Source organism: Comamonas odontotermitis (assembly GCF_014207855.1).
GTDB lineage: Bacteria > Pseudomonadota > Gammaproteobacteria > Burkholderiales > Burkholderiaceae_C > Comamonas > Comamonas odontotermitis_A.
Genome location: NZ_JACHKZ010000001.1, coordinates 131,714 through 154,919 on the forward strand (window position 1 = coordinate 131,714; position 23,206 = coordinate 154,919).

21 protein-coding genes are annotated in these 23,206 nt (G+C 62.8%); 8 read left to right on the plus strand and 13 right to left on the minus strand.

The window, feature by feature from the left end; all coding sequences use genetic code 11:
- Nucleotides 1-38: 38 nt before the first annotated feature.
- The 5 genes from yfcF to HNP33_RS00600 form a co-directional block, all read right to left on the minus strand.
- Nucleotides 39-647 carry a glutathione transferase gene (gene yfcF / locus HNP33_RS00580; RefSeq protein WP_184704187.1) on the minus strand — a complete coding sequence of 203 codons (609 nt, stop codon included), beginning with the start codon at nt 645-647 and terminating at the stop codon, nt 39-41.
- 27 nt (nt 648-674) lie between these two features.
- Complete coding sequence (gene fahA, locus HNP33_RS00585) at nt 675-1,994, minus strand: fumarylacetoacetase (RefSeq protein WP_184704188.1); 1,320 nt, start codon at nt 1,992-1,994, stop codon at nt 675-677.
- A gap of 157 nt (nt 1,995-2,151) precedes the next feature.
- On the minus strand, nt 2,152-3,480 hold the full coding sequence (gene hmgA / locus HNP33_RS00590) for a homogentisate 1,2-dioxygenase (protein ID WP_184704190.1): 1,329 nt from the start codon (nt 3,478-3,480) through the stop codon (nt 2,152-2,154).
- Between the two features lie 28 nt (nt 3,481-3,508).
- Nucleotides 3,509-3,721 (minus strand): DUF2783 domain-containing protein, encoded by a 213-nt coding sequence (locus HNP33_RS00595; protein WP_184704192.1) that lies wholly within the window; start codon nt 3,719-3,721, stop codon nt 3,509-3,511.
- Between the two features lie 33 nt (nt 3,722-3,754).
- Nucleotides 3,755-5,488 (minus strand): FAD-dependent monooxygenase, encoded by a 1,734-nt coding sequence (locus HNP33_RS00600; protein WP_184704194.1) that lies wholly within the window; start codon nt 5,486-5,488, stop codon nt 3,755-3,757.
- 314 nt (nt 5,489-5,802) lie between these two features.
- Here HNP33_RS00600 and HNP33_RS00605 point away from each other — a divergent pair, with 314 nt between their 5' ends.
- Nucleotides 5,803-6,267, plus strand: a complete 465-nt coding sequence (locus HNP33_RS00605; RefSeq protein WP_221451952.1) for a MarR family winged helix-turn-helix transcriptional regulator — start codon at nt 5,803-5,805, stop codon at nt 6,265-6,267.
- Nucleotides 6,268-6,476: 209 nt separating this feature from the next.
- Here HNP33_RS00605 and HNP33_RS00610 read toward each other — a convergent pair whose 3' ends face one another.
- Nucleotides 6,477-7,568: a fumarylacetoacetate hydrolase family protein gene (locus HNP33_RS00610; protein ID WP_184704196.1), complete on the minus strand. Its 1,092-nt coding sequence runs from the start codon at nt 7,566-7,568 to the stop codon at nt 6,477-6,479.
- 144 nt (nt 7,569-7,712) lie between these two features.
- On the opposite strand from HNP33_RS00610, the gene HNP33_RS00615 reads away from it, so the two are divergent.
- The 3 genes from HNP33_RS00615 (at nt 7,713) to HNP33_RS00625 (ending at nt 10,317) form a co-directional block, all read left to right on the plus strand.
- Nucleotides 7,713-8,522 carry an IclR family transcriptional regulator gene (locus tag HNP33_RS00615; RefSeq protein WP_184704724.1) on the plus strand — a complete coding sequence of 270 codons (810 nt, stop codon included), beginning with the start codon at nt 7,713-7,715 and terminating at the stop codon, nt 8,520-8,522.
- Nucleotides 8,523-8,570: 48 nt separating this feature from the next.
- The gene (locus HNP33_RS00620; RefSeq protein ID WP_184704198.1) at nt 8,571-9,803 is read left to right on the plus strand and encodes a DUF3108 domain-containing protein; all 1,233 of its coding nucleotides are present in this window, start codon (nt 8,571-8,573) and stop codon (nt 9,801-9,803) included.
- A gap of 208 nt (nt 9,804-10,011) precedes the next feature.
- Nucleotides 10,012-10,317, plus strand: a complete 306-nt coding sequence (locus HNP33_RS00625; protein WP_184704200.1) for a DUF3567 domain-containing protein — start codon at nt 10,012-10,014, stop codon at nt 10,315-10,317.
- Between the two features lie 74 nt (nt 10,318-10,391).
- On the opposite strand, the gene HNP33_RS00630 is transcribed toward HNP33_RS00625, so the two are convergent.
- On the minus strand, nt 10,392-11,165 hold the full coding sequence (locus HNP33_RS00630) for an AraC family transcriptional regulator (protein ID WP_184704201.1): 774 nt from the start codon (nt 11,163-11,165) through the stop codon (nt 10,392-10,394).
- 101 nt (nt 11,166-11,266) lie between these two features.
- Between HNP33_RS00630 and HNP33_RS00635 the strand changes: the two genes are divergently transcribed.
- On the plus strand, nt 11,267-12,478 hold the full coding sequence (locus tag HNP33_RS00635; RefSeq protein WP_184704203.1) for an MFS transporter: 1,212 nt from the start codon (nt 11,267-11,269) through the stop codon (nt 12,476-12,478).
- Nucleotides 12,479-12,543: 65 nt separating this feature from the next.
- On the opposite strand, the gene HNP33_RS00640 is transcribed toward HNP33_RS00635, so the two are convergent.
- Nucleotides 12,544-13,233, minus strand: coding sequence for a hypothetical protein (locus HNP33_RS00640; protein ID WP_221451953.1), 690 nt, complete (start codon nt 13,231-13,233; stop codon nt 12,544-12,546).
- 160 nt (nt 13,234-13,393) lie between these two features.
- Nucleotides 13,394-15,856: an adenosylcobalamin-dependent ribonucleoside-diphosphate reductase gene (locus tag HNP33_RS00645; RefSeq protein WP_184704207.1), complete on the minus strand. Its 2,463-nt coding sequence runs from the start codon at nt 15,854-15,856 to the stop codon at nt 13,394-13,396.
- A 579-nt stretch (nt 15,857-16,435) separates the two neighbouring features.
- On the opposite strand from HNP33_RS00645, the gene purU reads away from it, so the two are divergent.
- The 3 genes from purU to HNP33_RS00660 all read left to right on the plus strand — a co-directional run bounded on the left by purU (nt 16,436) and on the right by HNP33_RS00660 (nt 20,852).
- Nucleotides 16,436-17,284 carry a formyltetrahydrofolate deformylase gene (gene purU / locus HNP33_RS00650; protein WP_184704209.1) on the plus strand — a complete coding sequence of 283 codons (849 nt, stop codon included), beginning with the start codon at nt 16,436-16,438 and terminating at the stop codon, nt 17,282-17,284.
- 319 nt (nt 17,285-17,603) lie between these two features.
- The gene (locus tag HNP33_RS00655) at nt 17,604-20,558 is read left to right on the plus strand and encodes a fibronectin type III domain-containing protein (RefSeq protein ID WP_184704211.1); all 2,955 of its coding nucleotides are present in this window, start codon (nt 17,604-17,606) and stop codon (nt 20,556-20,558) included.
- The gene (locus HNP33_RS00660) at nt 20,559-20,852 is read left to right on the plus strand and encodes a DUF6916 family protein (protein ID WP_184704213.1); all 294 of its coding nucleotides are present in this window, start codon (nt 20,559-20,561) and stop codon (nt 20,850-20,852) included. It begins immediately after the preceding gene.
- Here HNP33_RS00660 and HNP33_RS00665 read toward each other — a convergent pair.
- From HNP33_RS00665 to HNP33_RS00680, 4 genes are read right to left on the minus strand one after another with little or no spacing between them, the layout of a single operon-like run.
- Nucleotides 20,849-21,418, minus strand: a complete 570-nt coding sequence (locus HNP33_RS00665; RefSeq protein ID WP_221451954.1) for a GNAT family N-acetyltransferase — start codon at nt 21,416-21,418, stop codon at nt 20,849-20,851. The two genes, HNP33_RS00660 and HNP33_RS00665, sit on opposite strands and share 4 nt — an antisense overlap.
- 29 nt (nt 21,419-21,447) lie before the next feature.
- A complete protein-coding gene (locus HNP33_RS00670) occupies nt 21,448-21,984 on the minus strand; it encodes a phage tail protein (RefSeq protein ID WP_184704215.1) in 537 nt (178 codons plus the stop codon).
- A 48-nt stretch (nt 21,985-22,032) separates the two neighbouring features.
- On the minus strand, nt 22,033-22,560 hold the full coding sequence (locus tag HNP33_RS00675; RefSeq protein WP_184704217.1) for a phage tail protein: 528 nt from the start codon (nt 22,558-22,560) through the stop codon (nt 22,033-22,035).
- Nucleotides 22,561-22,611: 51 nt separating this feature from the next.
- Nucleotides 22,612-23,127, minus strand: coding sequence for a phage tail protein (locus tag HNP33_RS00680; RefSeq protein WP_184704219.1), 516 nt, complete (start codon nt 23,125-23,127; stop codon nt 22,612-22,614).
- Nucleotides 23,128-23,206 lie beyond the last annotated feature (79 nt).

Below are 23,206 nucleotides of genomic sequence, written 5' to 3' on the forward strand. Positions count from 1 at the left end.
AACAGGGCGCCGGTCGTTATCAATCAGATCAGCCATCGTCAGCGCGGCAATTGCAACCAGCGCTTGACCGCAAAATGCTCCCATTGTGCGCGGGCATAGCGCTCCAAAGACGCCGGAACCGGATCGCCGTGCTGCACCAGGCGCTGCAGCATCATGGCCAAGTCCACATCAGCAATACACCAGGCTCCAAACAATGATGGGGCCTCCTCGGGCAGCAATGCACTGGCTGCGGCGATCAGTTTGTCCGCCGCCTGCTGGCCTGCGGGAGTCAGCGCTGGAAATTTTTGCCCCAGAAATACTGCTGTCGTCGGCCGCTCCGCACGCAGCGGCAGCAAATCACTGCGCAACCAGGCTTGAACCTGGCGTGCGCGGGCCTTGTCTTGGGGAGCAGATGGATAAAGCGCTGGCCCCTCCAAGCGTTCATCAAGATATTCGGTGATCGCCGAGGACTCGGACAACTGAAAATCACCATCTTCCAGGAGCGGGACGCGCTGGGTCAGCGAAGCCGCGGCATAAGCACTCTGGCGCTGGGCGCCGGCGGACAAGTCCACCGTCTTCAGTGCAAACGGCACGGCTTTGACTTGCAACCCCACATAGACCGACATGGCATAGGGACTGAGAAACTGGGCATCGGTAAAAAGCTGCATGGCGCGTTTCTTTCAGGAGTTCCTAGTTCACAGCTTACGCGCGGGCAGCAAGGTGCCTTCGCATTCGCCGAAACCAATGCGGGCGGCGCCCGGCTTTTCGCACCAGCCGCGCAGCACGATGGAGTCGCCATCTTCCAGCCAGGTACGGGTTTCGCCATTGGGCAGGCTGATGGGGTTCTTGCCGCCGGTGGTCAGCTCGATCAGGGCGGCCGCCTGGTCCAGCGAGGGGCCGGACAAGGTACCGGTGCCCAGCAGGTCGCCGGGCTGCAGATTGCAGCCACCCACTGTATGGTGCGCCACCATCTGCGCCACGGTCCAGTAGGCGTGGCGGTAGTTGGTGCTGGTGATCTGCACGGGCTTGTCGCCTGCCGCGCGCATCTGGCTGGTTTGCAGATCGACAGCCAGGTGGATGTCAAGCGCCCCTGCCTCACGGTTGTGCGCGCTGTTAAGGTAAGGCAGCGGCTGCGGATCGCCTTCGGGGCGGACAAAGGCGGTGCGGTAAGGCGCCAGCGCCTCCATCGTCACGATCCAGGGCGAGATGTGCGAAGCAAAGTTCTTGGCCAGGAATGGGCCCAGCGGCTGGTACTCCCAGGGCTGGATATCGCGTGCCGACCAGTCGTTGAGCAGGCACAGGCCGAACACATGGTCTTCGGCCTCGGTGATGGCCACCGGATCGCCCAGCGCATTGCTGGTGCCGATGAACACGCCCAGCTCCAGCTCGATATCCATGCGCGCGCTGGCCTTGACGGTGGGCTGCGCCGCGTCGGGTGCCTTGGTCTGGCCAACCGGGCGCTTGAAGGGCTGGCCCGAGACCACGATGCTCGACGAGCGGCCGTGGTAGCCAATCGGAATCCACTGGTAGTTGGGCAGCAGCGGGTTGTCCGGACGGAACTGTTTGCCGATGTTGGTGGCGTGGTAGATGGAGGTGTAGAAGTCGGTGTAGTCGCCAATGCGTGCGGGCAGGCCAAACTCGGCCTCGGCCTGCGGCACCAAGCACGCTTGCCACACGCCTTGCTGGGCAGCGCCTGTGCGCAGGCCGCGCGAGAGCGCCAGACGCAGTGCGCTCCAGACTTGCGGGCCCAGACCCATCAGCGTATTCAACTGCGTCTGGGCGCCTGCCTCAGCGGCCCGCTGGGCCTCGCCTTGCAGGGCGCCCAGCGCTGCCAGCGCCTTCAGGTCCAGTATCTGGTCGCCAATCGCCACGCCGCAGCGCAGGGCTTCGCTGCTGCCTTTGCGCTTGAAGCTGGCAAACGGCAGGTTCTGGATCGGGAAATCACAGCCTGCCACATTGGCGCTGGCCACCCAGCTTTGCAGGGCGGGGTCGTGGGTTTCGTTCAGCATGCTCATGCTTTGTCTCTTTCAGATAAAAACAACTGCCAGCGCTTACTCATCAAGCGCCAGCAGCTATTCAATTTAATGATTGATTGCCACAATTGCAGCGCAGGCAAGGCGTTTTACAGGCGCAGATGCCTGTTGTACACCGTTGGCTGCGCGCGCCTTGTGGTTATTTGCCTTGCGGCTGGAAGTGCTTTTTCAGCCCTTGCCAGCAACGGTAGTACTCGTGCTGGAGCTGCACGGTCTCCAGCGCATACCGGGTTGGCTGGATGACGGCAGGCGTCTCGAACATGAACGCCATCGTATCGGTGATGTAGTGCGCCTTGGTGGTGTCGGCGCGGCTGGCCTTTTCAAACGTATCAGCATCGGGCCCGTGGCCGCTCATGCAGTTGTGCAGCGATGCGCCACCGGGCACAAAGCCCTCGGCCTTGGCATCGTAGGCGCCTTCGATCAAGCCCATGAATTCGCTCGCAAAATTGCGGTGGAACCAGGGTGGACGGAAGGTGTCCTGCATGGCCAGCACGCGCGGCGGGAAGATGACGAAATCGAGCGAATCAACGCCCGCTACCGCTGTGGGCGACTGCAGCACCAGGAAGATCGACGGATCGGGATGGTCGTAGCTGATGGAGCCAATGGTATTGAAGCGGCGCAGATCGTACTTGTAGGGCGCGTAATTGCCGTGCCAGGCGACCACGTCGAGTGGCGAGTGGCCGATGCGCGCCGTCCAGAAATGGCCGCGCAGCTTGGCCACCAGCTCGAAATCGCCCTCCTTGTCTTCGTAGGCGGCCACGGGCGTCTGAAAGTCGCGCGGATTGGCCAGGCCATTGGAGCCGATCACACCCAGGTCGGGGAGCTTGAGCAGTTCGCCATAGTTCTCGCACACATAACCACGCGCAGTGCCGTCGGGCAGGTGTACGGCAAAGCGCACGCCGCGCGGCACCACGCAGATTTCCTGCGGCTCGACATCAAGCACGCCCAGCTCGGTGGCGATGGTGAGGCGCCCCTGTTGGGGCACGATCAGCAGTTCGCCATCGGCGTTGTAGAAGTAGCGCCCCTCCATGCTGCGGTTGGCAGCATACAGGTGGATGCCGCAGGCTGCATTGCCCGCCATGCTGACCATGCCTTCGATGAAATCACGTGGCGCAGCCGGCATGGGCAGCGGGTCCCAGCGCAGCTGGTTGGGGGGTGTTGCCACCTCATCAAACCCGCCAATGGCATGGGTTTTCCATAGCGGCAGTTGCATGGCGGCAAACGGCTCATGCATGGCGCCGGGGCGGATGCGGTAGAGCCAGCTGCGGCGGTTGCTGTGGCGCGGCGCAGTAAAGGCCGTGCCCGACAGCTGCTCGGCATACAGGCCCAGCGGTGCCACCTGCGGCGAGTTGCGCCCCACGGGCAGGGCGCCGGCAATCGCCTCGGTGGCCCATTCGTTGGCAAAGCCGGTCATGTAATGCCGGGTGTCGTGCGGCTTGGCTGCGCCGCTGGCCTGCGGGTCGGTCATGGTGATGTCTCCTTGGGTGAAAAAGGCGCTATGCGGCCTGCGCAGGCGCCATGTCCTCGGCTGCCTGCGCAATCAGCGTCTGCACCGCAGCGGCGTCGCCAATGCGGTGCATCGCCAACAGTGCAAAGCGAGCCATGAATAAAGGGGCTTGGGCTTCGCCCAGCGCCGTCATATGGCGGCAAAACTGGGTGTAGGCGGCGTCAAGTTCGGTATCGGTCAGGCGGGGGGCTGTGGTGTTCATGCTGCAATCCTTGGCTGTTGTGTGGGCGTGCGATCAGGCCAGCGCCTTGTCGATGGCGTGGCGCACGGTGGCGGCCAGATCGGCCGGTGCGTGCAAGCCGCCTTGCCAGCGGCCCAGTACATGGCCATCGGGGCGCAGCACATACACCGCTCCGGGCAGCGCGCCATACAGAGTGGCGAGCTGCCCCTCCGCATCCACCACCGCTGCTGCGCCAGCGGGCGCTGCATCCAGAACCGGCAGCACAACGATGGGAATGCCCCTGGCCAGCAGCGCCTCGGCCTGCGGCTGCAGGGCCTGCAACAGCGTGGGCTGCGGTGCAAACGCCAGCAGGGTGAAGCGGTTCTGGACTACATCGGTCACATGGCCTGCCCACATTCGCGGCCCCTCTGCGGACGTGGACGGCGCTACCAGCTGCACCGGGCATTCAGCAAGCGGCGCACCCGCTACCGGGCCTGCGCCAAACAGTGCGCCGTCATCCTGCGCGTTCAGCGGCGAGCGCAGGTAGGTGATGGCCGATGTCTGGCGCGGGTTGATGAGGCTGGCAAGCTGCGGGTGTGCCACCGCCAGGCTCAGCACGGCGCGGCGCATCAGGTCGAAGGCAAAGGACGGCGGCGCCATGAATTCGGTGCTCTTGGTGCCGTAGCTCAGGTTCTCGTGCGTGGCGTAGACGCGCTCGTCGCTGTAGCTGTCCAGCAGGCCTTCGCCCGCCTTGCCCTGGATAACGTAGGCCAGCTTCCAGGCCAGGTTGTCGGCATCGTCGATGCCCGAATTGGCGCCGCGCACACCAAAGATGGGCACCAGGTGCGCGGCGTCGCCCGCCAGCAGCACGCGCTGGTGGCGGTAGCGGTTCAGGGTGAGCGCATTGGCCTTGTAGATGCCCGTCCAGATCGGGCTCCAGGGTGCGGTCTCGCCCATCATGGCCAGCAGGCTGTGCACGCGCGGCAGCACGTTCTCGGGCAGGATGGCCGCATCCGGGTCTTCACCTTCTTGCAGCTGGTAGTCGATGCGCCAGACGTTGCCCGGCTGCTTGTGCACCAGCACGGTGGAGCCGCGGTTGCAGTCCGGGTCGAAATAGGCCAGGCGCTCGGTGGGCCGACTGCTTTCCATCTGGATATCGACGATGACGTAGCGCCCTTCGTAGCTGGTGCCCTGGAGCTTGAGGCCCAGCGCGTCGCGCACAAAGCTGCGCCCGCCATCGGCCGCCACCACCCAGTCGGCGTCCATGGCGTAATCGCCTTCGGGCGTGCTCACCTGCAGGCGCGCGCCGTCATCGCGGCTGTCGATGCCGACAAGCCGACTCTGCCAGCGGATCTCGATCAGGTCGGAGCGCTTTTCGCATGCATCCAGCAGGAACTGTTCGATGCTGTACTGCGCCAGGTTCACCATGGGGGGCAGCTTCTGGTGGGCGTCCTGCGGCATCCGAAAATGCAGCACCTCCTGGTCGCGGTAGTAGCTGCGCCCGCCAGTCCACGGCAGGCCTTCGGCCAGAAAGCCGGGCAGCGCGCCCAGCCGTTCCACGATCTCCAGGCTGCGGCGCGAAATGCAGATGGCGCGGCTGCCAAAGCACACCGAATCATCGGCCTCCACCACCACCACGGGCACACCGTGGTTGGCCAGGCCCAGCGCCGTGCAGTAGCCGACCGGGCCACCGCCCACCACCACCACCGGGCGGCGCTGCGGATCGCGGCCATCGTGCAGCGGCGGCAGGCTCGCGCCGTAGGTACGCGCCGTAAAAGGATAAGGAACAAATTCGTAAGCAGCAGACATCACAACCTCGTGCAAAAGCTGGTGCTGCCAGAAAAAGAGCCGCACTGCGGCCACGCTGCACCAGGTCCATCGGATGGTGCGTGCAGCGTTGGAGAGCGATATTTTGTTGCACGCGCAACAATTATCGAAGATGGTGCAAAGCGCCTGCCATGGGTTTTCCCTAGGCTAGGGAAAGCACTAGATGCGTGCGCAACGTTGGCCCTTCCGAAAAGCGGACGGCCGTGACATAGTCGCGATACTTGTTTTTCTCCCCGGCTTTTATTGCCACCGGGCCGAGCGACTGCCGCCCCGCGTGCGCAAGCTGGGGATACTTTTTGACCAAAGGAATTGTGGTGAACACGCCGCTGGATCGCACCTACACCCATCGCCTGCATGCGCTGGCCAAGATCACCGACCGCGCCACGCAACAGGCATACGAGGAAGACGTCGGCATTCCCATCAGCGAAGGCCGATGCCTGGCGGCCATCGGCGCGTTCCATCCGCTGTCGGTCAACGATCTGGCGATGCGCGCCAACCTGAACAAGGCGCAGGCCAGCCGCTCCACACAGGCCCTGGTGGACCAGGGCATGGTGCTCAAGCTGGCCAGCGAAGTGGATGGCCGCGGCGTGGTATTGACGCTGACGCCCAAGGGCCAGGAGCAGTGGGTCAAGGTGATGGAGGTGGTGGCGCGCCGCAACCAGGAAATCCTGGCCGGGCTCACAGCCGATGAGCAGGCGCAGCTCGATGTGCTGCTGGACCGTTTGCTGCAGCACGCCCGCAAGACCAGCCTGCCCGAGTAAGGGACGTGCCGGGCCGCCAGCCATTGGCGGCCTGGGTGCATCCGCATCCACGCGCCCAAGGAGATTTGGGCCATTTGGGCCACAGGCGCACATCTGGCACACGCCAGATGCTATAACTTCAGCAGCAAACTTCAGACCAATCGCTGCATGCTCCGGGCCTTGCGTGCAACTGGCACGCACATGTCCATGGGTCGCATGCAGCGCAGGCATCAGGCGTCCTCTCCGGTGCCCACAGAGGCATCCGTGCCCTGCACCGCCTCCGCCTGGGCCTCGCGCTGCGCATCCTCGCGGGCTTCGTGCAGCGATGCCACGCTCTGGTCGATGGCGCCAAAAATGCTGTGGCCGTCCTTGCCCTTCATCTCGATGCGCACGCTGTCGCCGAACTGCATGAACTCGGTGGTCGATTTTCCGTTCTGGATCATTTCCATGCTGCGCTTTTCGGCAATGCAGCCGTAACCCTTGGGCCAATCCATGCGGCCGTGCTTTTCCACGCCCGGGTTGCTGACAGTGCCGCTGCCCACCACCGTGCCTGCCCGCAGATTGCGCGTCTTGGCGACATGGGCCATCAACTGGCCAAAGTGGAAGGTCATGTCCGGCCCCGCCTCGCACATGCCAACCTTGCGGCCATTCCAGCTGGTCTGCAAGGTCAGGTGCACACGGCCGCCGCGCCACGCATCGCCCAGTTCATCAGGAGTGACCGCCACCGGGCTGAACGCCGTGGCAGGCTTGCTCTGCACAAAGCCAAAGCCCTTGGAGAGCTCTGCCGCAATGAGGTTGCGCAGGCTCACATCGTTGGCCAGCATCAGAAGGCGCACTTCATCGAGTGCATCCTCGGGGCTGGTGCCCATGGCCACATCACCGGTGATGACAGCGATCTCGGCCTCGAAATCGATGCCCATGGCCTCGCTGGCTGCGACGATATCGTCGCAAGGGCCGAGAAAATCGTCGCTGCCACCCTGGTAGATCAGCGGATCGGTCTTGAACGAGGCAGGCACCTCCGCGCCGCGCGCCTGGCGCACCAGCTCCACATGGTTGAGGTAGGCCGAGCCGTCAAGCCACTGGTAGGCGCGGGGCAGCGGCGCCATGCATTGCGCAGGGTTGAAATCGAACGGGTGACGTGCGCGGTCGGCATTGAGCGCGTCGTACAGATCCTGCAGCTGCGGCGCGTAAAACGCCCAGTCGTCCAGCACCTGCTGCAGGCGGTGGGCAATGCCGGTGGCGTAATGGGCGGTGCGCAGGTCGCGCGACACCACGACCAATTGGCCGTCGCGCGATCCATCTTTGTAGGTTGCAAGCTTCATGCTGGGTTTCCGCAGTCAAACATGCCTCTATCGTGCCAGACCTTGTCGGCCTGGCTGCAGAGCCTGTGCCACACCGTTTAATTACGATTAGTGAAATTCATTCCTTTATTTAGAATACCGTAAACTGCCGCAATGGACAACCCTCTGGACAAAGACCGTGCTGGCATCCAATCGGTGGAAGTCGGCTTTGCGCTGCTGCAGGCGCTCATCGATGCGCCCGGGCCGCTGGCGCTCAAGGATCTGGCGGCCGCAGCCGGCATGCCCGCTGCCAAGGCGCACCGCTATCTCGTCAGCTACCAGCGCAGCGGCTTGGTTCGGCAGGATGCGGCCACCAGCCGCTACGACCTGGGCCCGATGGCCCTGCAGCTGGGACTGGCTGCGCTGCGCCGTACCGATGCAGTGCGCCTGGCGCGCGAGCGCATGCCCGGCTGGATCGACGCACTCGGCCATACCGTGGCGCTGGCCGTGTGGGGCAACCATGGCGCAACCGTGGTGCATTGGGAAGAGCCTCCGCATGGCACCACCGGCCATCTGCGTCTGGGCGATGTAATGCCGCTGCTGTCTTCCGCAACAGGCCGCTGCTTTGGCGCCTGGCTGCCCGCAGGGCGCATTGCGCAGCCATTGCAGCTGGAGCTGGAGCAGGCCCGCCGCGCCCAGCGCCAGGATCTGCCCCACACCGAAGCCGCCGCCGCCCAGCTGTTTGCCGATGTGCGCGCCTACGGCGTTGCGCGCGTGGTCGATACCCTGCTGCCCAGCGTGGTCGCGCTGTGCGCCCCGGTGTTCGATGCGCGTGGCCAGCTGGTACTCGCCATCACCACCCTGGGCACCGTTGCCACATTCGATCCCAGCTTTGGTGGTGCCATGGACCAGCGCCTGCAAGCCATGGCGCAGCAGCTGTCGCACGACCTGGGCTACCGCAAGGCAGGCGACGCAACAGGCTTTACCCGAGGTTGACCACGCGGCCCAGCGCCAGCGCTACACTGGCAATCTTCGCCATCTGCCATGCGCCAACGCCCGTTGATTCTGCTGACCTCCGCCGTTCTGGCCGCCCATGTGGCGCTGCTGGCCGGACCAGGCATGCAGGAAATATGGCGCACCGCGCGCATTACCGGCAGCAGCCCGCAAGAGCTGCGGTTTGAAACCCGCCAGATCACGCCCGAGCCGCCAGCCCCGCCAGCGCCCGAGGCACCGCGCATCAAGGCAGCGCCTGCGGCCCCCAAGCCCGCCAAACCCCGGCCCCCGCCACCGAAAGCGCAGCCTCAAAAGGCTCCGCCGGAGCAGGCTCCGGAGAGCCTTGCCGTCATCGGCCCCACCCCACCGGCCCCCAAACCCAGAACCACCGCACTGGACGGCCTGCTGTCCGGCGATGGGCCCGGCGATTCCACACCTGCCGCGCAGAGCGATACCGCCGCAACTGCATCCGATGCGCAAGACTCCTCTGACGCGGGCCAGCCTGCGACCACGGCAGGTGGAGAAAACAGCGGCACTGGCGATGGACAAGCCCCCGCCGACGCCAAAAGCAGCGAAGAGCCACCGGCTCCCATCGGCATAGGCAGCCCCGGCTACAACGGCCCGATGCCCCCCGTGCGCGTGCCGCCCTCGGCCCATCTGGAATTCGAGGCCAAGGGCTCGGCCAAAGGCTTTCAGTACTCGGCCAAGGCGCAGCTCAGCTTCAAGACCGATGGGCTCACCTACCAGGCCAGGCAAGAGGTCTCGGCCTTTCTGGTGGGAAGCCGTTCGCAGACCAGCACAGGCCGCATCACGCCACATGGCCTCTCGCCCCAGCGTTTTGGCGACAAGGCCCGCAGCGAACGGGCTGCGCACCTGGATGTGGACAAAGGCCAGATCACCTACAGCGGCAATGATGAGCCCCAGGCCGCGAGCGCTGGCGTGCAAGACCGGCTCTCCATCTTTCTGCAACTGGCCAGCATGATCGCGGCGGGCCCCGAGCGCTACCCGCCGGGCACCCTCATCCACATCAATGTGACCAGCGCACGTACCACCGACGTCTGGACCTTTACCGTCGATGGTCCGGACACGCTGGAGCTGCCTGCAGGCACCCGGCAGACCATCCGCCTCACGCGCCAGCCGCGCAAGCGCTACGACCAGGTGGCCCACCTGTGGATCGACCCGGCCATGCAGTACCTGCCCGTGCGTATTCGCATCTCGCAGGCCAATGGCGACTTTGCCGATCTGCAGCTGCAATCTGCCACGGTCGAAAAGGCATCGCAATGAGCACTTTGTTCAAACCGTAAGAAAAAGATGTTTGAGGACGTAAAGCTGCGGAAAAATCCCGCTTCTTTGTCCCCCGTTTGCTACGTTTTTTGCGTAAAACTGCCTTAGTTTGCATTGCCTGCCACCAAAACCTGCTACAACGGAGTTGTGGACGCAGGCTTGCAAACCGGCGGTCTGCCACCACCTACGGTTCACAAGGAGGAACATCATGCAAATGATTTACGACTCGGACTCTTTTGTGGTGTTGCACCTGACGCCAGAATTGCCCCTGTCTACCGACGGAGCAACCGTAAGTGCGCTACCCGTCACCGAGCCCCTTCGCCATTTGCAGCGCCAAGGCTTTGAAATCGTGGACAAGCGCAGCGGCAAGGAACTGTACCTGGACGGTGCCTGGGCCGAAATGTTTCACCAGCAGATCCAGGCCTGGCAGGCCAACGCGCCCACCGAAGAAGAAGTGGAAGCCACGCTCGACCGCTACACCGGCCTGGCCCAGCAACCCGTGGTCGTGCATTAAGCCACGCAGAGCCACTCCGGCGTCAAAAACATCGAAAGCTGCTTGCGTTTGCGCGCAGGCAGCTTTTTTGCATCTCAGCGGTAAAAGCCGGTCGGCGTCTGGCCGAACTGGCGCTTGAACATGGTGGCAAATGCACCCGGGCTGTCATAGCCCAAAGCCAGCGCCACATCGATCACCTTTTCGCCATGCGCCAGCAGCTCCAGCGCCTTGAGCAGGCGCGCCTGCTGCCGCCAGCGGGCAAAGCCCATGCCGGTATCGCGCGCAAACAGGCGCTGCAGGGTTTTGGGGTCTACGCCCAGGTGCTCCGCCCAGTCGGACAGGGTCGCGTTGTCATCGGGACGCTGCTGGATGTGGTTGCAGATGCGCTGCAGGCGAGGATCGGCAGGCCGGGGCAGGTGCATGGGCAGCACCGGCAAGGCATGCAGCTCGTCAAGCAAAAAGCGCATCAGGCGGCCGTCGCGCGAATCTTCCTGGTAAGGCAGATCCACCTCCATGGCAGCGCGGATCAGCTCACGCAACAATGGTGAAATGCCGACAACCTGGGCCTGCGTTGCCAGCCCGGGAGCGGCATGGGGGCGCACGAACAGGCTGCGCATCTGCACATCGCCAATATGGCGCACTTGGTGCACCGTGCCTGCAGGCATCCAGATGCCGCGCGTTGGCGGCACGATCCACTGGCCGGCATCGGCCACCACCACCATCACGCCGTGCAAGGCATGGATCAGCTGGTGATGAAACGCGTGCCGGTGCTGGCCGGTCGTGCTACCCGCAGCGTAGTCGGTGGCATGGCATGCCACCGGCACGGGGCTGCGCTCCATGTCCTCCAGGGTTTGAAAGTAATAGGGCATGCAATGTCCTTTTTGCAAAGACTCTAACCCAAAATGCGCAAGACAGGCACGCACGCCATCCGTAGCATGGCTGGCATTCAGACTCTTTGCGCCACGCCGCCATGAACCCTTCGCTTGCTTCTTCGCCCCCCGTCAGCCCGCCACAGGCCACCGCGCCCCGCGCGGCCTTCGGCATTCTGGGCGCCATCAGCTTCTCCCACATGATCAACGACATGATGCAGTCGCTGATCCTGGCCATGTACCCGGTGCTGCAGGGCAATTTCCAGCTCAGCTTCGGGCAGATCGGCCTGATCACCCTGGTCTACCAGCTGACAGCGTCGCTCCTTCAGCCACTGGTGGGCCTGTACACCGACCGGCGCAGCACGCCGTATTCGCTGCCCGCAGGCATGTGCTTTACCTTGTGCGGCCTGCTGCTGCTCGCGTTTGCCCCCAACTTCACCACTGTGCTGGCAGCCGCTGCACTGATTGGCACCGGCTCGTCCATCTTCCACCCGGAATCCTCACGGGTGGCACGCATGGCCTCGGGCGGCCAGCATGGCATGGCGCAATCGCTGTTTCAGGTGGGTGGCAACACCGGCAGCGCACTCGGCCCACTGCTGGCGGCTGCCGTGATCGTGCCGTTTGGCCAGCACAGCGCCGCCTGGTTTGGCCTGGCGGCCGTGGTGGGCATCGTGCTGCTCTCACATGTGAGCCGCTGGTACATGCAGCAGCACCGTACAGCCAAGACGACGCCTGCGCGCGTGAGCAACGGGCTCTCACGCCAGCAGGTGCTGGGCGCGGTGGCGGTGCTGCTGGTGCTGATCTTTTCCAAGTACTTCTATGTGGCGGGGCTGTCGAGCTACTACACCTTCTACCTGATGCAGCGCTTTGACGTGGGCGTGCAGAACGCACAGCTGCTGCTGTTCGTGTTTCTGTTCTCCTCGGCGGTCGGCACCCTGGCGGGCGGCCCGGTGGGCGACCGCATCGGCCGCAAGCCGGTGATATGGGCATCGATCCTTGGCGTCGCACCATTTGCGCTGATCCTGCCGCATGCCAACCTGTTCTGGACCGTGATGCTCACCATCATCATCGGCCTGGTGCTCTCGTCTGCGTTCTCGGCCATCCTGGTGTATGCGCAGGAATTGATTCCCGGCAAGATCGGCATGGTGTCGGGCCTGTTCTTCGGCTTCGCCTTCGGCATGGGGGGCCTGGGCGCCGCCGTGCTGGGCGTGCTGGCCGATCGCACCAGCATCGCCTACGTCTACCAGGTCATCGCCTACCTGCCGCTTCTGGGAATGGTGGCGGTGCTGCTGCCCAAGGTGGGGCGCAAGTAGTTGGTAGAAGGGCTGCTAGTGCATGCCCCAAAAGCGTCAATAGCTCTATTTTCGAGAGTGAATCATCAGTCATACACCTTGCATAGCTTGCGGATGTGCGCGTCGCGGATGGGCACGCGCTTTTCGCGGCGCACATCGGTCATCACACAGGCGTTGGCTGTCTCGTCACTGATGCCGCCTACCACCACTCGGTAGCGGAAGTTCTGCTGGGTGATGGCCTTGCCGGGCGCCGGTGGTGTGTAGAGGTGGTATTCCCAGCTGCAGCAACTGGCCCGGCCCGATTCCACGTAATAGCCGGGAATCCTCAGAAACTCGGCGTAGCCGCCGTCAAAGAACAGGTACACGCCCTTGCGGTCTGCGGTGGGCTTGTAGATGGAGCCCTGGCAATTGGGCCCGGCGCCGCAGTTGGTGCCCGTCACTTCCAGCACCCAGTTGCCGTCTCCCTCCAGATCGCGCAGCTTGGCCATACGCCAGCCCTCCGGCAAGGCGTCCGGCGTCAGCACCGTGCGGAAGCTGTTGCCGCCCTTGAGCTTGATGGAGAGCACGAAAGTGGAGGAGCCGTCCTCTTTCGCTGCCTCGCTATCCCCGGCGGTGTCTCCATCGGTATCGCACCGGGTCTGCGTCAGCCGCATCTGCGAGCCATCCTTGTTGTACCGCGTCTGCGACTGGCTTTCGCACGCCGCATGCGCCAGAGGCGAGCCTGCCAGCATGAAACCAAGACACATCAGCCAGAGTGATCTGAAAAAAACCGGCACGGCGCGTTCTCCCCAAAAAAGATCCGTTTCACACACGCAGGCATATGCATGCCTGTTTATCCCAAGTACTTATTTTTCACCGCCGCATCCGGTTTGAGGCGAAAAAAAGCCCGGCTTTCAGGGCCGGGCTTGGCTTGCAGCATGGCTTGCCGATGCTTGATCAGCCGCAGGAGCCTACCGCACCGCAGGAGGTGCAGTACTCGCAGCCATCCTTGCGGATGACGGCGTGTGCGCCGCATTCAGCGCACTTCTTGCCGGCCATGGTCTGCATGCCGGTGGCCACCACGGGGGCTGCGGCCACAGGGGTCCAGGTGGTGTTGGCCACGCCGGGCAGGTTCTGCTGGCGGCGGCGCTCCAGAATCTGCTGCACCGCATAGGCGATGGCGGCCACTTCCGAGTCGTGCCACATCGGCACATGGGTGCCGTCGGCCTTCTGGTAGGTGCCCAGGCGCACCGGACCACGGTCCCAGGCGACCTTGCGCATGTCTGCCAGAGCGCGCTCGAGGAAGCCGCCGCGCGCCGCCAGCGACAGCAGGCGCATGCTGGAGGTGATCCATTGCTGCGATTCGCCGCTTTGGCCCACGGGCATGAAGAATTCGACCGCACGCTCGACCATGCTCTTGCCGTCTGCACTTGGTACCGGCAGGAAGGAGACGATGATGTAGAGGCGCTGCTGGCCTTCCTGCGTCCAGTATTCGACCTTGTCTGCCACGGCGGACAGCTCGCCTTCAGGGCGGCGCTCGATCACGACCTTCATCGGATCGGCAATGGCGGCGGCAGCAGGAGCAGCAGCTTCTGCGGCAGGCGTCTCTGCCTTGGGAGCAGGAGTGGTTTCGAGCACGGCACCCAGAATGCTGTTGGGGCGGTAGGTGGCCAGTCCCTTCAGATTGGCGCGCCATGCCTGCAGGTACAGGTTTTTGAAGTCCTCGTACGGATAGTCGGCAGGAATGTTCACCGTCTTGGAGATGGCGGTGTCCACATAGGGCTGCACGGTTTCCATCATTGCCAGGTGTTCGGTGGCGGACATTTCCAGCGCCGAGACGAAGTACGAAGGCAGGTTGTTCACATCACCGCCCAGCTCGCGGTACAGACGCCAGCTGTGGTCTTCCACCTGGTACTGGCTCTTGCTGCCATCGGCTTCGCGCTTGTTGCGGGTGTACGTCCACGAGAATGGCGGCTCGATACCGTTCGAGGCATTGTCCGCGAAGGCCAGCGAGACCGTGCCTGTGGGCGCGATCGACAGCAGGTGGCTGTTGCGGATGCCGTGCTTCTTGATGTCGTCCTGGATGTCCTTGGGCAGGCGGCTGGCGAAGGTGCCCTTGCCCAGATACCCCTTGGCGTCGAACTTGGGGAAGGCGCCCTTTTCCTTGGCCAGCTCGACCGAGGCGCGGTAGGCCGAATCGCGCATGCACTCGGCAATGCGGCGAGCCATGTCGCGGCCTTCCTGGTCGGAGTAGCGCAGGGTCAGCATGGCCAGGGTGTTGCCCATGCCGGTAAAGCCCACGCCAATGCGGCGCTTGGCGGCAGACTCTTCGCGTTGCTGCTCCAGCGGCCAGAAGGTCACATCCAGCACGTTGTCGAGGGCGCGCACCTGCGTGGCCACCACCTGCTGAAAGCTGTCGAAATCAAAGCTGGGCAGCCCGCCAAAACCAAAGGGGTTGCGCACGAAGTTGGTCAGGATGATCGGGCCCAGGTCGCAGCAGCCGTACGAGGGCAATGGCTGTTCGCCGCAAGGGTTGGTGGCGGCAATGCGCTCCACATAGCGCAGGTTGTTGTCGTCGTTGATGTGGTCGAGGAACAGGATGCCCGGCTCTGCGAAGTCATAGGTGGACGTCATGATCGTGTCCCACATGTCGCGGGCACGCACGGTCTTGTAGACCCATTTGCCGTCCTCGCGCTGCACGGCGCCTTCAGCGCGCAGCTTGGCATTGGGGCGGCCGCTGTGCACCAGCTGCCAGTCGGCATCGTCCACCACGGCCTGCATGAATGCATCAGGCACGCCGACCGAGACGTTGAAGTTGTTCCAGCGGCCCTGCGTGCGCTTGGCGGTGATGAACTCCATCACATCCGGATGGTCGATGCGCAGCACGCCCATCTGCGCGCCACGGCGGGCGCCAGCCGATTCGACGGTCGAGCAGCTCTGGTCGAACACGTTGATGTAGCTGCAGGGGCCAGACGCCATGGAGGCAGTGCCCTTCACTTCCGCGCCGCGGGGGCGGATGCGCGAGAAGTCGTAGCCCACGCCGCCACCGCGGCGCATGGTTTCAGCCGCTTCGCGCAGTGCTTCGTAAATGCCTGGATAGCCTTCGTCATCAAACCCCTGGATGCAGTCGCCCACAGGCTGCACAAAGCAATTGATGAGGGTGGCCTGGATGTCGGTGCCCGCAGCCGACATGATGCGGCCCGCGCCAATGGCGCCCGCCTGCAGATTGGCGGCAAACTTGGCTTCCCATTCGGCGCGAATCTCTTTTTTCTCTACCGAAGCGAGCGCACGCGCCACGCGGGCGTACAGGTCATCAATCGTCGACTCATCGCCCTTGAAGTATTTTTCTTTGAGCACATCCATGCTGATGGCCTGGGGCGCCAGCGCCTGGTGTGGCTGGGTGATGTTGTCGCGCTTCATGTTGTATTTCCTCAAAAAATCGGTACTGCAGTGGCAAGCGGGCAGCATGCCTGCCCAAAAAACAGGCACACCGCTGCGGGTCTCACCTGCTTTTCAGACAAATTCCCCGCAACCATGGGCGCCATTGCGCCGGGCGCTGGTCAACACGTGGATGAGGGGAATTTTTATGAAATCGATTGGCCGATACAAACTTTCTTGCATCGGCTCGGCACACTCAAATCTAACGTCAAAAGCCGGGCTTGAAAACCGCGAAGACCACCACTGTTGTGTGGCCGCAGCCCGATGCCCGGCTTGTCGCAATGGCAGCACAACGCCCCCTGCGGAGCCCCCTTGCAAGGGGCGGAGACATTATTGTAGTTCGCTTCTTTGCTATCATTTTTGCATTTCCACAAAAACAGGAAGGCACTTGATTTTGTTGGAGTTTTTTGTTTCTCGCGCAACCGTCAATCGAAAAAACGCTATGATTTTTAACTTTTGTTTTAACACTCATTTACATCCGGCAGCACCATTTCTACCAAGGTAAAAATGGATATCAGAGTTTGCCGGGTTATTCCCTAGTCCTGCGACAATGGCGAGCTTATGACCAACGCTTACATCCTCACGCTTTCCTGCCCTGATCGCACCGGCATCGTGCATGCCGTGTCGGGATTCCTGCTGGAGCAAGGCGGCAATATTGAAGAGGCCGCGCAGTTCAATGACCACACCACGGGTCTGTTCTTCATGCGTGTGCGCTTTGCCTGCGCCAATGCCGATTACGACACCCTGCGCGCCGCCCTGACGGAGTTTGCCAAGCCGCTGGACATGAAGCTGCGCCTGTATTCGGCCAGCGAGCCCATGCGCACCGTCATTTTCGTCAGCCGCGAAGGCCACTGCCTCAATGATCTGCTGTTCCGCTGGAAATCAGGCCTGCTTCCCATCGACATCCGCGCCATCATCAGCAACCACCGCGATTTCTACCAACTCGCGGCCAGTTACAACATTCCCTTCCACCATCTGCCAATGTCCCGGGACAACAAGGCTGAGGTGGAGGCCAAGCAGTTCGAGATCATCAAGGCGGAATCAGCCGATCTTGTGGTGCTGGCGCGCTACATGCAGATTCTGTCGGACGATCTGTGCCGCAAGCTCTCAGGCCGTGCCATCAATATCCACCACAGCTTTCTGCCCAGCTTCAAGGGCGCACGCCCCTACTACCAGGCGCACGAGCGCGGTGTGAAGCTGATCGGTGCCACCGCCCACTACGTAACGGCCGACCTGGATGAAGGCCCGATCATTGAGCAGGATGTGGCCCGTGTGGACCACTCACGCACCGTGGAAGACCTGACGGCCATCGGCCGCGATACCGAAAGCCAGGTATTGGCCCGTGCCGTCAAGTGGCACAGCGAGCACCGCGTGCTGATGAACGGCCACAAGACAGTGGTCTTCCGCTGACCACCAACGCTCCCTAACAAGCCAGCAGCCATCTGCTGGCTTTTTTGCATGGGCACCCAATGGCGCCTGCAGCCGCGAAAAAATAAGTCGCGCTCAATTTGTCGCATTGTTATACTCGGTTCACAATTTGACGCATTTGAGTAATATCCCGTAACAGCCTCATCTGCGCCACCTGCAATCCATTACTTCGGAAAGCGCAGCCGTGAAGCCACTTTATCGACAGCCGATATGGGGATTTTTTCTACTTTGCGCCCTGTGCCTGGTGCCGCTCGCGCGGCTCTGGGCCGCGCCTTCCATTTATTCTCCGCAATCCGCTACTGTGGCATCCGGTGGCAGTATCGCCATCAATATCTCGACGTTTGACGGCCCGGACAACTTTGGCTTTGGCGAAGGCCTGGTAACCCCGCCCAATCAACCCGTCGCCCCGCTGCATGGCACGGCCGTGGTCGGCCCCGACATCAACGGCCAGCAGTTTGTGACCTACAGCCATGACGGCTCTGCCACATCCTCCGACACCTTCACACTGGAAGACCCCCAAGGAGATTGGCTGGTTTTCAACATCAATATCACCGCCTCCGGCTCCAGCATCACCGTTGCACCAGGCAGCCTGGCTCTGCAAACCGGCGCAGCCGTCAACACCACGCTCACGTCTATCGGCGGTACTGCGCCCTATAGCTATGTGATCAGTACCGGCACATTGCCTGGCGGATTGACGCTATCTGCGGGCGGATTGCTCTCCGGTACCCCGACCGTGCGCGGAAACTACAGCTTTACGGTCAGGTCAACAGACAGCCAGTCAGCCAGCGGCACCCAATCCTATGCCGGCATTCTCGCCAACCCCAATCTATCGATTTCGCCCGCAACGATTCACCTCGCCACTGGAATGCCGGCCTCTGCCCAAGTGCCCGTTCCTGGCGGGGTAGCGCCATTGACGCTTTCATTGCAACCCAACAATGTGATGCCGCAAGGCCTGTCGCTCTCGCCCACCGGCAGCATCACCGGAACACCTACTGCGCCAGGTAGCTACGCCGTGCAGTTGCTGGTGAGCGACGCCTCGGTGAACCCTGTCGCCCCCAATACCGACTACTACGAGATACACACCTTGACCATTGTGGTGGCCAATGCCACCGTGCCAGGCGCGCCGGTCATCGGCACCGCCATCGGCGGCAATGGTACAGCCCAGATCTCGTTCACAGCGCCCAGCTCCGATGGTGGCAGCCCCATCCAGTCCTACACCGCCACCTGTGGATCGGCCAGCCAGACAGGCCCCGCATCGCCCATCGAGGTGACCGGCCTCACCAACGGTGTCACATATACATGCTCCGTCACGGCTGCCAACGCCGTCGGGTCCAGTGTCGCCTCCGGCAATGTTTCCGTGATGCCCAAGGGCGCCCCGCTGGCGCCCTCGCTGACCAGCGCTCAGCCTGCCGATTCTGCTGCGATCTTGACATTCAGCGCGCCCTCATCCGATGGCGGCGATCCCATCACCGGTTACGCAGCCACCTGCGACCAGGGCGTGACCGTCCACAGCGGCACCCCGCCGAACATCACCGTGACAGGGTTGATCAACGGCACGGCCTATAACTGCACGGTGGCGGTCAGCAACTCGCTCGGAAGCACATCGTCGAACGCCTTGAGCGTGACGCCCAGAGCCGCGCCAGCAGCTCCCAGCATCACGAGTGCAGACCCACTCAACGGAAAAGCATCGATTGCCTTCACTGCGCCGGCCAATGATGGAGGCTCTGCCATCCTCGGCTACCGCGTCAGCTGCAGCGCAGGCCTGACTGCCAACGGGCCGGTCTCACCGATCGAGGTCGGCGGCATGAGCAATGGCACCCCCTATGCATGCACGGTCGCAGCGCAGAATGCTGCGGGCTTTGGAGCCGAATCCACCCCTGCATCGGTCACGCCATTTGGCCCGCCCGGAGCGCCCACGATCTCCAGTGCAACGCCGGGAAATGCGCAGGCGACGGTCATATTCACAGCCCCGGCCATGGATGGCGGCCGCCCTGTCTCCAGCTACACCGCCAGCTGCAGCTCTGCAAGCGCTCCCACCCGCACGCAAAGCGGCCCCAGCTCGCCGCTGGTGGTGACAGGCATGGTCAATGCCACCGCCTATGACTGCGCCGTGACGGCCAGCAACCCCGCTGGGCCGGGAGCGCCATCGGCCACGGTGAGCGTGACGCCAGGCCTCGTGCCGGATGCGCCAACCATCGGGCTCGCCACGCGAGGCAATGGGCAGGCATCTATTGATTTCACTCCCGCCGCCCCCAATGGCCTTGCCGTGATCGACTTCACGGCCAGTTGCCTGCCGGGCCCGGTATCTGCCACCGCTGCATCGGGCCCCATCCTGGTGCAAGGCCTGACCAACGGCACAGCCTACAGCTGCTCCGTCACCGCACGCAATGCCATCGGCCCCAGCCCGGCGTCTGCGGCAGTCAGCGTTACACCGGCTACCGTGCCCGATGCACCGTCCATCACAGCCATATCGGCGGGCAATGCAGAGCTGTCCATCTCCTTTGCACCACCCGCCTCTGATGGCGGCAGCGCCCTCACGGGCTACAGCGCCTCGTGCGGCGCAAGTACCGCCACGGTCAGCGGAACCAGCTCTCCCTTGAAGATCACGGGGCTGACGAATGGCACAACATACAGCTGCACCGTCAGCGCCACCAATGAGGTGGGGCCCGGCCCTGCGTCTGCCGCGCAAACCGGCATACCCAGCGCGAAGAGCTACTCTGCGCCATCGCCCAGCGGGACTGGCATCATCACCGCCACGCTCAGCGGCGGCGGAGCCGGTTGCGGATTCGACACGAGCCGCTACCTGCCAGCATCCGACATGGCCACGCCCCTGGCAGGGGTCAGCTTCCCCCATGGCCTGTTCGATTTCAAGACCACGGGCTGCGATGTGGGATCGGCCATCACGGTGGAATTGACCTACCCAACGGCCATACCCGCCGGCGCGCAGTACTGGAAATACGGCCCACAACCCAACAAGGCACCTTCATGGTACGCATACCCTGCGACCTTTGGCGCCAACACCGTCACCTACACGCTGACAGACGGGCTGACCGGCGACGACGATCTGGCAGCCAACGGCGTCATTGCCGATCCGGGTGGATTTGGTGTTGCGCAAGCGAGCGCAGAGGCAGTGCCAGTCCCAAGCCAATCGGAATGGATGCTGGCCTTGCTCGCGCTGCTGCTAACGGCGATGGCGTGGCGCCAGGCGCCGCGCCGCAAGGGCAGCGCCATGCACAACAAACAACGGGAGCTCTGAGTGAGATTCTTGACGCTGGAAGATTTCCAGCCCCATGTCGGTACCGTATTCGTGGGACAGCTGGCTGACTCCGAAGTGCCTTTCCAGCTGGTGGAGGTGCAGCCTCTGCAATCGTCAGCGGGGGCGCAACAGTACCGCCAGCCATTTTCCCTGGTGTTTCGCAACGAATCGGCCGTTCTGTTTCCGCAGCAAATCTATTCCATGCGGCATCCGGGCATGGGCGAGCAAGCCATCTTCGTGGTGCCCGTTGCGCGCGATGCCTCGGGCTTTCTGTACCAGGCGGTCTTCAACTAGGAAAGCGCCGAACCTGCCATTGGCGGCAGCCACTGCATCCGCAGGTGGCTGCCAATATCCTCCTGTACGGCAAACCCCAGCCGCAGGTAGAGCCGCAATGCACCCGGATTGCCATGCGCCACATGCAGGCCCACCGAGCGCCCGGCCAGCGCCGCTTCATCCATCACCTGGCGCAGCAGCGCCGTACCCAGGCCTTGTGACTGGTACGCGCCAAGCAGGCAGATATCCACCACCGTGACGGTGTGCACACCCTCGGCAAGGTACAGGCGGCCAATAGGTTGAACCGTGCCTGCCTGCTCCCGGCACACGATCCACCAGGCGCCGCTGGTTCCCACCTGCACAAAGTGCCGGTGCTGAAGCGCAAACTGGCTCTCCAGAAAAGCAGCCTTGACGGCGGCAGGCCAAGGCACTGCGGCCAGCTCGGCTTCGCGTGACTGGCCATAGAGCATCTGTAGCCAGGGCAGGTCTTCATCACCGGCGTGCCGCAGTGAAAGGCCCCGCGCCGCCCATGCCGCAGGTTGTGGGATGGCGTACCGGGAGCTTGGAAATGATGGAAGCTGCTGCACCCCCGTCCGCCCTTGCTGCTACTGCGCCATTACCCGAATGAGGGGAACACCCCTTGCAGTGCAATGCAGAAATTCAAGGCCAGGTAGGGCTGGCGGTTTTCATGAGGTTGAGAGCCGCCCGCGGGCTGGAGCGCAGTAGGCGCAAGCGCAGTCATCCCCCCGGCCGGAGCAAAAAATTTGGACGCAGCTTGCGACGGCAGATTGAGCGCCGCATTCGCCTGCGGTGTGGACAGCCTTTTGGCGGGATCACCCTGGTTGAAGAACTGCAGAGTATGGGTATGGTTGGGCATTTCCTGCTGCAGCAGGGTGACCGTACTGGAGCCAAAAGTCTCGCCAATCGTTCGAGGCGTCAAGCCCGGCCCTTGTCCCTGGCTGCAAGCTGCCCGGTTCATCAGATCGGGTAACTGGTAGGTGGTTTGCCCGTTACCACCATACTGGGTGCCCAGCAACGCAAAGAGCGCGGTATTTTGCTGAATGGGCATTATGGCGCCATTGCAGAATGCCCAGCCACGGGGGGCAAAGTTGAACCCGAAAATCTGGATCTCGCCAATATATGGTTCAGACATGGTGTATTACCTCTGAAAGGTCTCAGGTGCACAGCTGGGCACTGCCACTTACCCCTGCGAAGGGAAAATGCCAGCCCAGGAGATGCAAAAATTCACTGCCAGGGTCGGCATCAAGTTTTCGTGGGGCTGGGTGCCTCCGACGGCAGACACTGTCTGCGGATAGGTTGCGATGGCACTGCCCGCAACCTCGGTGGCATACAGTCCATCACCACTGATGGCTGCGAGCACCCGGTCGGATGCCGGTGACTGCGACGTAGCAGCGGCTGTGCTTGCCAGCAAAGTGTGGGTATGGGCTGGCATCTGTTGAGACAGCAGCGTGACGGATTCGGTACCCGCTGTTTGTCCGATGAAGTACGGACTCAGCCCCAGCCCCGTACCCTGATGAATCGGCAACCGCCCACGCAGATCGGGGACTGCGAAGGTGTTTTGTCCATCACCTCCATAGGTAGTGCCCAAAAGTGTGTAAAGCGTTTCGTATTGGGCAATGGGCTTGAGGCTTCCGTCACAGGCAAACCAGCCTTCTGGAGTGCGCGCAAAGCCAAACATGCGTATTTCGCCAACATAGGGTTCACTCATGGATAGGGCCTCGTGAATCGTCTTGAAAGTTCGGCATCTGCATCATGCAGCTCAATTGCGTGACGGAAAGATTCCCTGCAGGGCAATGCAGAAGTTCAGCGTCGCATAGGGCTGAATGTTGGCATGCGGCAGGGTGTTGCCCGTCTGCGAAATAGATTGCTGCGACAGGGAAACCGTGGACTGTGCTGCGGCGTAAATGGCCGTTGAAGCGCTGCTTGCCAATGCATTGCCTTTGGGGATGCGGGTCGTGCCCGTCGCCGTCGTTGCCTGCAGGGTATGCGTATGCTGTGGCATTTGGCTGGGCAGCAGCGTGACATTTTCAACGCCCCCCGTCTGACCAATGACGAAAGACTCCCCCATAGCGTTGCCAAAGAAAATGGGGGTGCGGCCTCTCAAGTCCGGCAATGCGAAATTGGTGATGCCATTGCCGCCATATTGTGTACCCAGCAACGAAAAAAGGGCCTGGTTCTGGGCAATAGGCAACAGTTGGCCGTTGCATTGCGCAAACCCCCTGGGCGCGAAATTGAAGCCAGAGATCATGACTTGCCCTATAAAAACATCGCTCATCGGATCTCCTTCCAATCAGGCATCACGCCTGCCATGTCCAAGGCACACACCAACCAAAGAAATATTTAGAAGCATTTTG